At 39.7% G+C, this 16,302-nt stretch carries 14 protein-coding genes; all 14 read right to left on the bottom strand.

The window, feature by feature from the left end:
* Positions 1–31: 31 nt before the first annotated feature.
* The 14 genes from NYE61_RS19810 to NYE61_RS19745 all read right to left on the bottom strand — a co-directional run bounded on the left by NYE61_RS19810 (position 32) and on the right by NYE61_RS19745 (position 16,234).
* Positions 32–1,624 (bottom strand): long-chain-fatty-acid--CoA ligase, encoded by a 1,593-nt coding sequence (locus NYE61_RS19810; protein WP_303447571.1) that lies wholly within the window; start codon positions 1,622–1,624, stop codon positions 32–34.
* Positions 1,625–1,651: 27 nt separating this feature from the next.
* The gene (locus NYE61_RS19805) at positions 1,652–2,809 is read right to left on the bottom strand and encodes an acyl-CoA dehydrogenase family protein (protein WP_303447570.1); all 1,158 of its coding nucleotides are present in this window, start codon (positions 2,807–2,809) and stop codon (positions 1,652–1,654) included.
* Between the two features lie 29 nt (positions 2,810–2,838).
* The gene (locus tag NYE61_RS19800) at positions 2,839–3,615 is read right to left on the bottom strand and encodes an enoyl-CoA hydratase/isomerase family protein (RefSeq protein ID WP_303447569.1); all 777 of its coding nucleotides are present in this window, start codon (positions 3,613–3,615) and stop codon (positions 2,839–2,841) included.
* Between the two features lie 12 nt (positions 3,616–3,627).
* Complete coding sequence (locus NYE61_RS19795) at positions 3,628–4,605, bottom strand: nitronate monooxygenase (RefSeq protein WP_303447568.1); 978 nt, start codon at positions 4,603–4,605, stop codon at positions 3,628–3,630.
* A gap of 47 nt (positions 4,606–4,652) precedes the next feature.
* Positions 4,653–6,269, bottom strand: coding sequence for a long-chain fatty acid--CoA ligase (locus NYE61_RS19790; protein ID WP_118889857.1), 1,617 nt, complete (start codon positions 6,267–6,269; stop codon positions 4,653–4,655).
* A 39-nt stretch (positions 6,270–6,308) separates the two neighbouring features.
* The gene (locus NYE61_RS19785) at positions 6,309–7,442 is read right to left on the bottom strand and encodes a CoA transferase (protein WP_303447567.1); all 1,134 of its coding nucleotides are present in this window, start codon (positions 7,440–7,442) and stop codon (positions 6,309–6,311) included.
* Between the two features lie 20 nt (positions 7,443–7,462).
* Positions 7,463–8,614, bottom strand: coding sequence for a thiolase family protein (locus NYE61_RS19780; RefSeq protein WP_303447566.1), 1,152 nt, complete (start codon positions 8,612–8,614; stop codon positions 7,463–7,465).
* Between the two features lie 18 nt (positions 8,615–8,632).
* Positions 8,633–9,400, bottom strand: coding sequence for a 3-hydroxyacyl-CoA dehydrogenase (locus tag NYE61_RS19775; RefSeq protein WP_095310885.1), 768 nt, complete (start codon positions 9,398–9,400; stop codon positions 8,633–8,635).
* 21 nt (positions 9,401–9,421) lie between these two features.
* Positions 9,422–10,015 (bottom strand): TetR/AcrR family transcriptional regulator, encoded by a 594-nt coding sequence (locus tag NYE61_RS19770; RefSeq protein ID WP_095310888.1) that lies wholly within the window; start codon positions 10,013–10,015, stop codon positions 9,422–9,424.
* A 289-nt stretch (positions 10,016–10,304) separates the two neighbouring features.
* Positions 10,305–11,702: a DASS family sodium-coupled anion symporter gene (locus tag NYE61_RS19765; RefSeq protein ID WP_303447565.1), complete on the bottom strand. Its 1,398-nt coding sequence runs from the start codon at positions 11,700–11,702 to the stop codon at positions 10,305–10,307.
* Between the two features lie 219 nt (positions 11,703–11,921).
* Positions 11,922–12,485 (bottom strand): Fe-S-containing hydro-lyase, encoded by a 564-nt coding sequence (locus tag NYE61_RS19760; RefSeq protein WP_303447564.1) that lies wholly within the window; start codon positions 12,483–12,485, stop codon positions 11,922–11,924.
* A 51-nt stretch (positions 12,486–12,536) separates the two neighbouring features.
* Positions 12,537–13,379, bottom strand: a complete 843-nt coding sequence (locus NYE61_RS19755; protein ID WP_303447563.1) for a fumarate hydratase — start codon at positions 13,377–13,379, stop codon at positions 12,537–12,539.
* 209 nt (positions 13,380–13,588) lie between these two features.
* The gene (locus NYE61_RS19750) at positions 13,589–14,713 is read right to left on the bottom strand and encodes a zinc-dependent alcohol dehydrogenase family protein (protein WP_303447562.1); all 1,125 of its coding nucleotides are present in this window, start codon (positions 14,711–14,713) and stop codon (positions 13,589–13,591) included.
* Positions 14,714–14,761: 48 nt separating this feature from the next.
* Positions 14,762–16,234: an aldehyde dehydrogenase family protein gene (locus NYE61_RS19745; RefSeq protein WP_303447561.1), complete on the bottom strand. Its 1,473-nt coding sequence runs from the start codon at positions 16,232–16,234 to the stop codon at positions 14,762–14,764.
* Positions 16,235–16,302 lie beyond the last annotated feature (68 nt).

The following is a 16,302-nucleotide window of genomic DNA, read 5'->3' as shown; positions in this document are numbered from 1 at the left end:
ACACTTAAGCATAGCTTCGTTCTACTTCTTATTAGTTAACTTTCCTTTCTCCTTCCCAGAACATTTCACGTAACAGGTACTTTTGTAATTTACCCGTTGCAGTTTTGGGTAACGCTTCCACAAATTTCACAGCCTTTGGTGCTTTAAAATGTGCCATATTATCACGACAATAGCGAATTACCTCATCTTCTGTCAACGTCGCATCGGGTTGAAGCACGATGATGGCAAGCGGCACCTCTCCCCATTTTTCATCTGGAATCGCAATCACAGCCACCTCAAGGACATCTGAATGCTTGTACAACATACCTTCAACCTCCGTAGAAGATATATTTTCGCCACCGGAGATAATCAAATCCTTGGCGCGGTCACGAATTTCTATAAATCCATCCGGGTGGGTTACAGCAAGATCTCCCGTGTGGAACCAGCCATCTTTAATTGCTGCATTCGTTTTTTCCTCATCTTTATAATAGCCCTTCATAACTACATTTCCTTTTGTAATGATTTCACCTAATTCTTCCCCATTCCAGCGTACTTCCTCGCCATCCTGATGGACAACCTTTGTTTCGCCATTAAAGGCAAGCTCAATTCCTTGCCTCGCTTTTATCGTTGCTTGTTCATCCATTGATTTGCCATCAAACGCTTTTTTCCACTCACAGTAGAGGATAAATGGAGATGTCTCTGTTAAACCATAAACATGAATCATATTTAAACCGAGAATCTCCTGGGCTTTATGGATAAGTGCCGCTGCAGGTGGTGAACCAGCTGTTGCCATCCGTGGTCGAGTCGTTATCTTAACATCCTTTGCCTTTGGCTCGTTCACTAGCATATTGATTACTGTTGGTGCTCCACATAACAATGAAATCCTTCGTTTTTCAAACAGGTCTAAAATAAGTGGAGGATCTACTTTTCGTAAACATACATGGGTAGCACCTGCTGCGGTAATTGCCCAAACGCCTCCCCAGCCATTTGCATGAAACATTGGCAATGTATGTAGATAGACATCATCATGCTCCACACGCAAATGATGTAAAAAATTAGCCGCGTTCATATAATTGCCCCTGTGCGTTAGCATCACACCTTTTGGATGTGAAGTCGTTCCGCTTGTGTAATTAAGCGTTAAAAGCTGATTCTCATCAAAATTCACCGAAGGAAGCATAAGGTCTGCTTGTACGCCACTTAGATAATTCTCGTAATCGATTCCAGTTAAAGAAGTCTTTTGATCATCAACAGCAACAACAATAATCGTTTCCAACGATAGCTTCTCTTGAATTTCCTCAATTGGTTTAGCAAATTCCTCATCAACGATCAGCATTTTAGCATCACTATGGTTAATAATATACGCTAAATCGTTTGCAGTGAGGCGGTAGTTTAATGGCACCATAACAGCACCTAACTGACAAATCCCATAGAAGCACTCAAGCATATAATGCGTATTCGGGAGCATCACTGCAACATGATCTCCTTCCCCGATCCCAGTTTCGATTAAAGCTTGGGAGAGCCTATCCACCCGATTGCCAAATTCTTTATACGTAAATTCCTTTTCTCCATCAATAACAGCAACTTTTTCTGGATAGTATTTGATTGCACGTCTTTTCCAATCTAGTGGTGTAAGTGGTGATAACATCGTAACAACTCCTTCGTCTTTAATCGTTTATAAGAATAGATCTTTACCAATAATTAACTTCATTACTTCCGAGGATCCGCCATAAATTCGTTGTACCCTTGCATCTGCATATGCTCGGGCGATGGGATATTCTGTCATATACCCATATCCTCCAAAAAGCTGTAGACAATGATCCATCACTTCTCCCTGAACCTCGGTACAGCTTAACTTAGCCATGCTTGCTGTTACTGTATCTAATTCTCCCTTAATTAATAGATTTGTACATTCATTAGCAAAGGAGCGTTGAACCCTTGCCTTCGTTGCCACTTCTGCTAAAACAAATTGGGTATTTTGAAAGGAGGCGAGCGTTGTTCCAAAAAGTTCACGCTCTTTCACGTATTGAACCGTTTGCTCAATTATTCCTTCCATCGAAGCTACAGCATTGTTTGCAACAATTAATCGTTCCCTCGGTAACTCGCTCATTAAAATCTTAAAGCCTTGATCCTTTTCTCCCAAGATAGCAGCTTCCGTTACAAGAACATCTTCAAAGTATAATTCTGATGTATCACAGGAATGCAGACCAATTTTATCCAGATTCGTTCCTCGTTCAAAACCAGCTACAGGAACATCCACGATGAACAACGTTATTCCTCGAGATGGCTTTACATCCAAATTTGTTTTTGCAACAACGACAACAAAATCACAATGCTGTCCATTTGTAATAAATGTTTTAGAACCATTTAATTGATAAGCTGCTTGTTTTCTATCATACTTAGCGATCGTTTTAATCCCTTGCAAATCGCTTCCTGCTGCTGGTTCGGTCATAGCAATTGCACCAATCAATTCTCCGGTCGCCATTTTCGGAAGGTAGTGTTTCTTTTGTTTTTCTGTGCCGTAGTTTAATAGATATTGTGCAATGATTGTATCATGGACCGATAAATTAGCGGCAATCGAGTTATATCCTAATCTACTAAACGTTTCAATAATCGTTGTCGAATATAAAAATGTCGTTCCAAGCCCACCGTATTCTTCAGGTACCTCTGGTAAAAGAAACCCTTGATTTCCAAGCTTATTCCATAAATCTCTTGGAATATTTCCTTGCTTTTCCCAAGTAGCATAGTGATCAGCAATTTCCTTTCTACAAAATTCTGCTGCGCTTTTACTAAGCAGATTAATTTCCTCTTTCTCTTCAGATGTCTGATGCATTTTCTCCTCCCCTTTGTGATGCATGATAACTACTTACCTTTGAAGCTAGGTTTCCTTTTTTCAAAAAAAGCACGAATTCCCTCTTCATTATCTTCTGTCTGAAGGAGTAGCGTTTGTACAGCTGTTTCTTGCATATCGTTCGTGTCATAAGTTAGTTCCTGTGAATGATTAACCAATTGTTTTACAAACTGATTGGCAAGTGGTGGACCATCAACAATAAACTGAGCAAACTCTGTTGCACCTTCTAATAAATTTCCTTCAATTACGCGATTAATAACGCCTTTTTCATGAGCAACAGTTGCTGAAATCGGACGAGCCGAAGAAATCCACTCCTTTGCAAGATTAGCCGGTAGCTTTTCTGCTAATGCCTTGATGAGGCCAAGATCTGGAATAATCCCGACATTCGTAAAACTGCATACGAATTTTGCATCTTTTTGTGCAACAACAAAGTCTGCTGCAACTGCAATACTAAATCCAGCACCAGCAGCAAAACCATGAACCGCACTTACAACATATTTATCCAAATTCCTTATCGTTTGGATGATTGCTAAAGCACGCTTCATGTACTTCATAATTTCCACTGAGTTATTCAGGCTATTTATTGCTTCAAGGTCACCACCAGCGGAAAACGCTTTCCCTTCTCCGTAAAGAATAATTGCCTTCACGTCATCATCTTGATTTGCATCCTCTAAAGCAGCTACTAGCTCATCTGCCATTTCAACTGATAGCGCATTTCGTTTTTCCGGCCGATTCATTGAAATATAAGCAATCTTGTTTTCTTTTTTTACTCGTACCACTTCTGACATGTTGAGCCCCCCTTATTGTTTCACAATAGAATTATATTCCCGACTCACTTTTTCCTGTGCGGCTTGATATTGCTTGTTCAGCTCCTCGGTAATTTCTGCAATGGACTGTACCTTCTCAATTCCACCAACACCTTGTCCAGCTCCCCATATATCTTTCCATGCACGTATAGTTGGATCTCCTAGCTCGGAAAAATCCATTTTTTTATTTTCTGGTAGGTTTTTCGGATCCAGACCGGAATTAATAATACTAGGAATTAAATAATTAGCTGGAACACCACTAAATGCAGGGGTATAAACAATATCATCGATTGATGATGCGATTGCCATACTCTGGTAACCCTCACTAGCTCCGCTCTCTTTTACAGCAATAAAATGAGTTCCAAAATAAGCAAAATCTGCTCCCAAAACCTGTGCCGCTAGAATATCCTCACCCTTAGACATCGCACCAGCAAGTATGAGTGGCCCGTCAAAAAAGCTTCGTACTTCATGAACAAAGGCAATTGGATTTAATATCCCAGCATGACCTCCGGCACCACTGGAAACTAGAATAAGACCATCACTTCCCTTTTCCAGCGCCTTTTTTGCGAATTTGATGTTAATAACATCGGAGAGTACGATCCCACCATAATTGTGAACGATGTTTACTACCGGACTCGGATCTCCAAGTGATGTAATGACAATTGGTGGCTGGTGCTTTTCAATTAGTTGAAGGTCTTCCAAAAAACGTTTATTAGAATTATGGCTAATAAAATTAATAGCCCATGGCGCAATTTTACGGCCTGGATTTTGCTCTTTCCGTTGTGTGAGTTCCGACTTTATTTCTTCCATCCACGCATCCAGCTTTTCCGTAGTTCTGGCATTCAAGGCTGGAAAAGAACCAACGATTCCAGCGTTACAAGCTTCGATGACCATGGTTGGATTAGAAATTAAAAACATTGGAGCCATAATGACTGGTAGTGTCATTTGCTGCTTTAACTCGTTTAATTCCATTTTCTTCAATCTCCTTTACTTTTTTGTTTCCATAAAATAATCATGTATTACTCATTGGAAATTGCTAATTGTTTCTTGACTTGATCACGCAATGCCATTTTCAGGAATTTACCGACAGACGTCTTTGGAATTTCTTCTAAAAATAAAACCTCATCCGGTAACCACCATTTCGCAAACTGTGTCTTTAAAAACGCAAGTATTTCCTCTTTTGTGACATTCGCGTTTTCTTTAAGTACAACACAAGCTATCGGTCGTTCCTGCCATTTTGGATCTGGAATCGCAACAACAGCCGCTTCATAAATTGCTTCATGTGCCATTAATGCATTCTCTAAATCAACAGACGAAATCCATTCGCCACCACTCTTAATAAGATCCTTTGTACGATCGACGATTTTTACCGCACCTTCCTCATCTATCGTGACAACATCTCCAGTGTGTAACCAACCATCACGAAAAGCATCCGCCGTTCGTTCATCCTTGTAATATTGATCCGCTATCCACGGGCCACGAATCAACATTTCCCCCATTTCCTCTCCATCTGCTGCAACCTCACCATTTTCATTTACAACCTTAAGCTCAAGACCTGGAACAATCATTCCTTGTCTTGATCGGAATTCTAATCGATCTGCCTCCGATAAATCTGATTGATAACTTTTCAACCTGGAGACCGTTGCAAGTGGTGACGTTTCTGTCATACCATATGCATGGATAAAAGGAATACCATACGTTGATTCAAACGCCTTTATCATTCCTTTTGGCGCTGCCGATCCCCCACATAAAACAGCTCGTAAGCTTTTCATGTTGTAGCTTCCCTGCTCAAGTGCTTTTAATAAACCGAGCCAAATTGTAGGAACTCCGGCCGTTATTGACACTTGGTTTTCTTCGATTAGAGACGCTAATATTTGCGGTGTAGGCGAAGGTCCGGGCAGCACTTGATCTGCACCAAGCCAAGCTGCTGCAAAAGGTATCCCCCAAGCATTCACATGAAACATAGGTACAACTGGCATAGCTATGTCAGCTTCCGACAAGCCAACTGTATTCGCCATTCCAAGTGCCATACTATGCAAGTAGATTCCCCGGTGCGTATATAGCACACCCTTTGGCTTTCCAGTTGTGGCAGATGTATAACACAATCCTGCTGGATCATTCTCATCTAAATCTTCCCGAAATTCATATGTTGGATCAGCATCTTGTACGAGCGCTTCATATGAATATAAAGATGTTAACTTTGACTCTGGTAAAAATGCTTCATCTGTCATTACAACAAAAGCCTCTACTGTTTGGAGCCTGTCTTGAATTCTTTCAATTAGTGGCAGTAAATCGGGGTCAATTAAAAGAATCTTATCCGCTGCATGATTAATAATGTAAATGAGATGCTCTTCTGAAAGCCGGATATTAATTGTATGCAAAACTGCTCCCATACTTGGAACAGCAAAATATGCTTCCAGATGACGATGGTGGTTCCAAGCGAACGTTCCAACTCGATCTCCCTTTTCTATCCCAAGAGATTCAAGCGCACTAGCAAGCGATCGCATTCTTTTCACGATTTTCTTATACGTAAACGAATGGGTTCCAGATAGTGTTCGTGAAATAACCTTTTTCTTCGCATAATACTTTTCCGTATGATTGATCATAAAAGGCAGTGTCAATTGCGTGTTCATCATTGGGCATTTCCCCTTCTCTATTAATTAAAATATAGATAACTAATTTAATACGCCTATTTCTCGAAGAATTAATTCCGTGTGTTCACCACGTTTTGGTGCCGGCAAAAAAGTTTCTTTAGGGCTTTCCGACAATTTTATCGGGTTGCCAATTTGCTTCATGTTACCTAATTCAGGGTGAGCTATTGTTTGTATCATTTCTCTTGCCTGCAGCTGCGAATCTTCCAGTGTTTCTTCCATTATCTTCACTGGTGTAACACATGCTTCCTTTTCAGAAAAGATATCCAACCATTCCTCCAACGTTTTCCTGGCAATAATCGTTTGGGTTTCGTGTATCATCTGCTCTTGTTTCTCCTTTGGAGCATCTAAACAGTCAATGAAATCCTGTCTTTCGATTCCTTCGCAAAAAACCTTCCAAAACTTTTGTTCAATGCCACCCATCGATAGAAACCGATTATCTTTCGTTTCATATACTTGGTAACAAGCAAACCCTCCGTTCAAAAGCTCTTCCCCCCGAGTTACTTCTCGTTCAGCAAAAGCATTTGGCAATAGCATGTGCATCCAAGATACGACCCCGTCCAGCATCGATACATCCACAAGCTGTCCTTTTCCTGTTTTCTCCCGTTCAAATAATGCTAGCAAAATCCCCGCAATTGCCGGATATGCTCCACCACCAATATCAGCAATTTGTGTAGCTGGGATAACTGGTTTGCGATCCTTTTCCCCCATCACATGTAATAAGCCCGCATAGCTAAGATAGTTTATATCATGTCCAGGTTTGTCTTTATATGGACCGGTCTGTCCATAGCCAGTAATAGCACAATAAATCAGTCTCGGATTTATTTGTTTCAATGTTTCATAGTCAAGTCCAAGCCTCTTCATTACTCCTGGACGAAACGATTCCATAACAACATCCGCAGTTTCTACTAGCTTTAAAAAATGGCTTCGTTCTTTTTCGGTTTTTAAATCGAGACAGATACTTTTTTTATTGCGATTTAGAGAATGAAAGACTGCGCTATCCGCATCAAGCTTTGGTTCAAAGTCTCTTAAATAATCTCCAGCCACTGGATCCTCTACTTTAATTACCTCTGCACCAAAATCAGCAAGCATTAATGTACAATATGGGCCTGGCAGCAGTCTTGTGAGATCAAGTACACGTATCGCTTGTAAAACCATACCTCTCACCCTTTCAAAGCTTAATCGAGTCTTTCAATAATGGTTGCATTTGCCATGCCATGTCCTTCACACATCGTCTGTAACCCGAAACGTCCTCCGGTACGCTCAAGCTCGTGTATCATCGTCGTCATCAACCTTGCCCCGCTTGCACCTAACGGATGACCGAGTGCGATAGCACCACCATTTGGATTTAACTTCGCAGTGTCTGCTCCAGTTTCTTTCAGCCAGGCAATTGGAACAGAAGCAAATGCCTCATTCACTTCAAAAACATCGATATCTTCAATCGTCAGTCCTGCTTTTTTTAATACTTTCTCTGTTGCAGGTATTGGTCCAGTTAACATCAATGTCGGATCAGAACCAACTACCGTTCTTGCTAAAACTCGGAATCTTGGCTTTAGCCCAAGCTCTTCCGCTTTCTCTCGTGACATTAAAAGGATTGCTGCTGCACCATCACTAATTTGGCTCGCATTCCCTGCCGTTATCGTTCCGTCCTCTTTAAAAGCTGGAGCCAGACTTGCTAGCTTCTCGATAGATGAGTTAGCACGTGGACCTTCATCTTCCTTTAACATTGTTTTTGTTCCATCCGAATGTGTAACCTCAAGTGGCATGATCTCTTTTTCAAAATGACCTTTCTTTCTAGCTGCCACCGCTTTTTCATGACTGTTTAATGAAAATTCATCCATCTCTCGTCTTGTGATTCCCCATTTTTCCGCGATACGTCCTGCTGATAAACCTTGATTAATAATTTCATAGTTTCCTGTTAATGCATTACTCAGTTTAACCCCTTGCATATTGGAGCCCATCGGTACCCGTGACATATTTTCAATCCCTGCTGCAAGAACTACATCCATATCTCCGCTAATAATTGCTTGCGCTGCAAAATGAACTGCCTGCTGACTTGAACCGCACTGTCTGTCAATGGTCGTACCTGGTACTTCGATTGGATAACCAGCTATTAAAGCTGCTTGTCTTGCAATATCAAAAGCCTGTTCCCCCACCTGGGTAACACAGCCCATGATGACATCCTCAACCAAGCCCAGTGAAATTCCTGCTCGCTTCACTACTTCTGCCAGTGGTTTTGCGGCTAACTCTTCTGCTCGAATACCACTCAATGATCCGTTCCGTTTTCCTACTGGAGTTCTGACTGCCGCGACGATTACTGCTTCTCTCATAGTTAACTTCTCTCCTTGTTATTTCGGCTGCATCCGGATCGCACCATCTAGCCGAATTGTTTCTCCATTCAACATTGGATTTTCGATAATACTCTGCACTAATAGCGCATACTCACTAGGTTTACCCAATCGTGATGGGAATGGTGTCATTTTACCGAGTTCCTCTCTTGCTTTTTCAGGTAAAGTTTCAAACATTGGAGTTAGAAAAAGACCTGGCGCTATTGACATCACTCTGATTCCATATGGAGCAAGATCACGAGCAATCGGAAGTGTCATCCCAGCAACGCCACCTTTAGAAGCACTATATGCAGCCTGTCCAATCTGTCCTTCAAATGCAGCAACAGAAGCTGTGTTGATAATTACACCACGTTCATCAAGCTCATTCGGTTCATTGGAACCCATCCGCTCTGCTGCTAAACGAATAACATTAAACGTTCCAATCAAATTGATCTGAATAATCTTAGAAAAGGCTGCTAAATCATGCACGCCCCTTCTTCCATAAGTTTTTTCAGCAATTGCAATCCCAGCACAATTGACAACTACATTAACTTTTCCAAAATGATTTTCCGTTTCATTCAGTGCTCGCTCTACACTTTTTTCATCTGTAACATCCGTCTCAACAAATAAACTACTTGTCCCTAGCTCTTCTGCAAGAATCTTCCCTCTCTCTTCGTTTAAATCAAGAATGGCTGCTTTTCCGCCATTTTTAATTATATTTCTAGTTGTCGCCTCACCTAGTCCTGATGCTCCTCCTGTAATCACAGCTACAGTACTTACTAGTTTCATCGAGTCCACCCACCCTTACTTTTATTTATTTTTTAGCAGCATGAGCATTACGTAATCTGCAATAACTGCAGCGATTTCTTTTTTATCTTTTTTTCCATCAGCTGTATACCACTGTGTCACCCAATTCATCGCGCCAAAAAGAATATTTCGAGCAATTTTCTTATCTAAGTTGCGAAATACTTGCGTGTGGATTCCTTGTTGAATTATTTCGTCAAAACAATGACTATACTTTGCCTGAAGCTCGCGTAACTTTTCCTGCTGTTCTTCTGAAAAGAATTGTTCCAGCTTCAACATGAGTTCAAACCCAGATTGTTCATGAATAACATGCTCAATATGAACAACCATGGATTGTTTCAACTTCTCTTCTATAGATATGTCTTGTTGTTGGATATATTTCACATTTTCAATACTGCGTTCCAGCAGCATTTGGTGACTTTGATAGAGTAGGTCCTGCTTATCTTTAAAATAATAATAAACAGCACCTTTCGTCATGAGGAGGTTTGCGGCGATATCTTCCATTGTCGTTCCTTGGTAGCCTTTTTCTGCAAAAATATGAACCGCAGAACGTAAAATCTCTTCCTTTTTCTTTGCTATCTTTCTTTCACGTAAAGACATTCATCACACATCCTGACAAACCATTTGTAATCGCTTTCATTTTTTATTCTAGTTAGTTAGTTTTTGAATGTCAAGTATGTAGTCAGAAAATTTATATTAAATTTATAAATTAAGATTATTCTTATCGAAAAGAAAACCAGGATAAACTTTATATCCTGGTTTTCTTTGTGTTTTTTTATTCCATACCTCAATTATCCAATCATACTGTGCCTGCCATTTACGCTTATTACTCCGTTCCTTGCAGAACCAGAAATGATTAAGCTCCTGTCACGACGAAAAAGTTCACCAATTACGGCCAAAACCCCAGCCACTTCCACCACGTAAATACGACAATCAAGGTTACAATCGTACTCGCAATTGTGGACAAAATACCAGGAAGATAAAAATCCTTTTGGCTGACCAATCCTGTTCCATGAACAACAACATTTGGCATTGTTTCCACAATTAATATATAACCAAACAACATTGTTATTGCTGAAGCAAAGCTTATAACTACAGGATCCAGACCAGTCTGTAGAGACAGACTAATCAATACAGGCAGTAAAGTTACAACCGCAGTCGATACATTGGTTACACCTAGGTGATAAAGTTGCGATACTAAGATAACCACGAATATAGAAATCCACGGATTCGAAAATACATTTAATATGTATTCTGATGTAATAAGAACTTCTAGTAACTCAATTGCTCCAGACTCAATTAAAGCAAAACCTAAAGAAAGAGTTGCCCCGATTAATAATACTAAATCAAAATTTATATTTACTAGCTTTTTCCATTCCACAAAACCAATTCCAGGCATTGCCATTAAAAATACTGCCATTAAAGCCGGAACTGTTGGATGATAGCCATGTAATGATTCGGTCATCCACAGAAGTACTGTAATGAATAAAATTACAATACATTTTATTTCGGAGCTGGTAAGTCTACCGAGTTCCTGGTTTTGCTCTCTCATAGTTGATTGTAATTTATCAAAGGAATATTCTTCAGGTGGAAAGCATTTCCATACAATATAGGGAATAACAATAATTAAAATTAACCAGATAGGAAATGTATACAGAAACCAGTTCAAATATGATATTGTTCTTCCAACATATAATTGTAAAATCTCTATTGTTAATATATTCCCAATAGCAGCTGTTAAAATTGCCGTACCACTGATATTACCTGCATATGCTGTGCCTATAAGCATAAGTTTGCTAAAATTACTTCCCTTTTGCGCCCCAACCGATTTGAGTATAGAAACAACAACAGGAACCATTAATGAAGCCCGTACTGCAGTTGCCGGTATAAAAAAGGCTTGAATTTGCATAAGTAAAAATATCCCGATAAAAATACCCTTTGCAGATGATCCCCATTTTTGAAGCATCCAATAGGTAACTCTGTTCATTAAAGGAGTTTCATTAACCCCTTTAGCAATCATCATTCCAGCAATAATTAAAAATACAGCGGGGGATGCAAAACCACTTAATACGACATCTACTGAAACAGTATGTAAAAATAGTAACAAAACAAGTACGAGGACAGAGGTCATTCCAAGCGGCAGTGATTCAAAAGCCCATAATAGCAACCCGTAAACCATAATCGATATTGTCGCTTTTGCTGACCAGTCTATATCTTCTGGCAACAGAAACAATAGCACTAAAAAAATGACTGTAGAAAATAAGAACGAGACTATGTTTCCTGACATCTTTATTCTATTGGGTTGATGCTTGCCTTTCATTTTGAAAAACATAGATTACACCCTTCTCTCTAATTCCTTTAATCTATACTAAGAGCAAAGGAAAAAATTAAAGGATAACGAATGATCCCGTACCATTAGGATTTGGTACGGGGCACGTTTTCCATTACAATGCTCATTCTACCCGGATGTGTTATTGTAAGCATGACATCTATAAACATTCTATTCTTACTCTTTACTTTTCTTATATGCAGCTTGGGATTCTTTATACCAGTCGTTTCCTTCTGAATCATTAATAACCATGCAAGGAAAATCCTCTATTTCCAGCTTCCGGATTGCTTCTGTCCCCAGGTCTTCATAAGCAACTAATTCAACTGATTTAATACGTTTCGCTAATAAAGCACCCGATCCACCAATAGCTGCAAAATACACCGCATCATTCTTTACAATAGCATCGATAACCGCTTGACTACGATAACCTTTTCCAATCATTCCTTTTAAACCTTTTTCAAGTAAACAAGGTGTATATTTATCCATTCTACTACTTGTTGTTGGTCCAGCAGAACCAATAACATCTCCGGGTCTTGCAGGCGTTGGACCCACATAATAAATAACTTGATTTGTTAAATCGACAGGAAGTTTCTCCACTTTCTCCAGTTGCTCCACCATTCTTTTATGTGCTGCATCTCTCGCTGTGAAAATTGTTCCGCTTAATAGTACTTGGTCTCCTGCTTGAAGTGACTTTATTGCTCCTTCATCATTGAATGGTACACTGATTTTTTTTTGAACCATGCCTATCCTCCAAAATTCTTATTGTTAGGTAAAAGCTATTAAAATAGTAAATTATAATACTGCATGCTTATGTCTGCTCGCATGACAGTTTAAATTCACTGCAACAGGAAGCGCCGCTATATGACAGGGAGCTACTTCAATCTTTACATCTAAAGTCGTTGTATTCCCTCCTAATCCTTGTGGTCCTATTCCGAGTGCATTAATCGATTGAATTAATTCCTCTTCTAGTTTAGCAATCTCTAGATTTGAATGTCGCTCACCAACAGGTTTAAATAGAGATTTTTTTGCCAGATAAGCACAGCATTCAAAATTTCCACCAATGCCAATTCCTACTACTAATGGAGGGCAAGCATTTGGCCCTGCCACTTTCACTGTATTCAGAATGAACTTTTTTACTCCTTCCACTCCGTCACTGGGAGTTAGCATCTTAAGAGCACTCATATTTTCTGCACCTCCGCCTTTAGCAGTCATTTGAATTTCCAGTTCATCTCCTCCAACTATTTCTACATGAATAACAGAGGGAGTATTATCTCCGGTATTTTTTCTGGTCAACGGGTTATCCACGATAGAATAACGTAAATAACCCTCTTCATAACCTTTTCTGACACCTTCATTTATTGCTTCATATAAACTACCACCAGTAATATGGCATTCCTGCCCAAGCTTAACAATAAATACAGAAACTCCAGTATCTTGGCACATTGGAACACGATTTTCACTTGCGATAGCTGCATTATCTATTAACTGATTAAGTACCTCTTTCCCAATGTCAGATGATTCTGTTCGAGCTGCTTGCTCAAAGGCCATCATAACGTCTTGCCCTAAATCATAGTTTGCTTCTTGGCAGAGTAATTTTACTTTACTTACTATATCCTTATAATAAACCTTTCTCATTCGAAAAGCTCTCCTTTCTGTTTAGCGAGCATACTGTACCTACATTCCCAGATTACAGTACGTTCATATATTTTTTGAATGCTTATCCTTATCACACTTTAAGTATGTTTAAATAAAAAAGCAGGCTAACATCTCATATCTTGCTCACTTAATTACTTAGTACTAAAACAAAAAAGTCACTCATTAATCGAGCAACTCTTGTAAATCATCTACATCCTAACAATAACCCTCGACGAATCTCCCTTTGCCAGCTTATCAAACCCTTCATTTATCTCATCTATCGAAATAAAATCTGTCATCAGTTTATCAACTGGTAGTCTACCTTGTTTAAATAGATTGATATAATTAGGAATATCTCGATCTGGAACACAGCTACCAACGTAAGATCCTTTGATACTTTTTTCTTCGGCAGTTAAGCTGACATATGGGAAAGAGAAATGGTGTTCCGGATGTGGTAGTCCTGTTGTAACAGTGGTTCCCCCTCGTTTTGTAATACCATATGCAACTTCCATCGCTGGTACTACTCCGGCTGTTTCAAATGCATAATCCACCCCACCAGCTGTGGCTTCACGTATTAGCTTTATCACATTAGGATCTTTTGAATTAAATGTATCTGTTGCCCCTAGTTCCTTGGCTTTTTTTAATTTTGCTTCGTTGATATCGACTGCAACAATTCTGCTTGCTCCTGCTGAATCAGCGCCAAGCAATGCACTTAAACCGATGCCACCAAGACCAACAATCGCGACTGTACTCCCCAATTTAATATTCGCAGTATTAACAACAGCTCCAACGCCAGTAATAACCGCACAACCAAATAGGGCTAGTTTTTCAAATGGAATATCCTTTTCTACTTTGACTAATGAATTCCTAGATACCACTGCATATTCTGAAAAGGCGGATACACCAACATGATGATTAACGTTTTCCTCATCATCGTGGAGTCTAATTCCTCCATTAATTAATGTCCCTGCTGTATTAGATTCTGCTCCTGGTTCACATAATGCGGGACGGCCTTCCTTACATGGCACACAGTGTCCACAACTTGGGACAAATACACATACAATATGATCACCCGACTCCAAATCTGTAACACCTTCACCAACCTCAACAACAACACCTGAAGCTTCATGCCCAAGCGCCATAGGCAATGGTCTCGGTCTGCTTCCATTAATGACAGATAAATCTGAGTGGCAGAGACTAGCTGCTTTTATTTGAATTAATACTTCTCCATGCTCTGGAGAATCTAATTCTAGCGTTTCAATCTTGATTGGCTTACTTTCTGAATATGGAGAAGCTGCTCCTGAAGTTCGTAATACAGCCGTTTTTACTTTCATACTTACCCACTCCTCATATAAATTTGGATATCTATTTCCTGCAAAATCTTAAGAGAGTTTGATTCCAATAAATTTTGTGTCCATCATATCTTCCATTGCATATTTAACCCCTTCTTTTCCGATACCACTATTCTTCACGCCCCCGTAAGGAATATGATCATAACGTCGAACAGACACTTCATTAATCCAAACACCACCAGTTTCAATAGCATCTGCTACACGCATTGCCCGATTAATATCCGACGTAAAAACACCTGCATGTAACCCATAATCAGTATCATTAGCATGTGCAATTACTTCCGCTTCTGATGAAAATGACATTACACTGACAATCGGTGCAAATACTTCTGCGCAAACAACCTTCATTTCAGGTAACACATTTCCTATTACAGTTGGCTCTAATATTGCTCCGTCTCTTTTGCCTCCAGTCAATAATTCTGCACCTTGATCAATAGCCTCTTTAACCCAAGATTGAGCCCGTTTAGCTGCTTCCTCTGTAATCATTGGACCCATTTCAGTTGATTCTTCAAGTGGGTCTCCTATTTTTAAAGATTCTACCTCAGCAACAAGTTTCTCAGTAAATGAATCATATATGCTTTCATGGACATAAATTCGTTGGGCGGAAACACATGCCTGGCCTGCATATGTATAACCTCCCATTACAATTGAACGAACAGCACCATCCAAATCTCCATCTTCAAAAATAATGTTTGGTGCATTTGACCCTAACTCAAGTGTTACTTTCTTCCGCATTGCCATTTCATTTATTTTCCACCCTACCGCACCGCTTCCAGTAAAAGTAACTTTTTTAACGAATGGATGCGTCACCAGTGGCTCTACAAGCTCTTGACCTGATCCCATAACTATATTTAACACTCCATCTGGAAGTCCCGCTTTTTCAAATATTTTATAAAGCAGTACAGAAGATAATGGTGTTTTTTCGGCAGGCTTCAAAACGATTGTATTTCCAACTGCTATTGCTGGAGCAACTTTATGAAGCACAAGATTTAATGGAAAATTAAATGGTGTAATAGCCGCTACTACCCCCAAAGGAACCCGCTTGGATATACCAACTTGATTTTCACCACCAACTGCACTGTCCATAGGAATTTGTTCGCCATAAATCGACTTTGCCCCTTCTGATGCAAACCTTAAAACTTGAACAGCACGAGCCACTTCAGCCCTGCTTTCACGAATTGGTTTACCTGCCTCCAATGTTAACACTTGGGAAAAAGATTCTGATTGTTCTTCTAATCGATCAGCAGCTTTCCGCAAAATATTTGAGCGCTTATGTGCAGGCATTGTCTTCATCGTACTCTGGAAAACATATTGAGCAGTATCAACTGCATCATAAACGTCCTCTAAATTTGCACATGCTATTTTTCCAATAATTTCATTGTTATATGGATTAAATACCTCTAAACGTTTTCTTTCTCCCTTTCTTTCCACTCCATTAATTATGGAACCAAAGTAATGAGCATTGACATCAATCATGTCGATCCATCCTCCATTTTTTGTCATTCTAAACCTTAGAAAACAAGTCTCATGACAATTCTATTCTAGATGTCACGAGACTAATCTGTTAATCT

The organism is Oceanobacillus sp. FSL W7-1304, assembly GCF_037969805.1.
In the GTDB taxonomy this organism is placed as follows: Bacteria; Bacillota; Bacilli; order Bacillales; family Amphibacillaceae; genus Oceanobacillus; species Oceanobacillus profundus.
The sequence above is the reverse complement of the archived record's forward strand: the minus strand, read 5'-3'. Positions and strand labels throughout refer to the sequence as shown.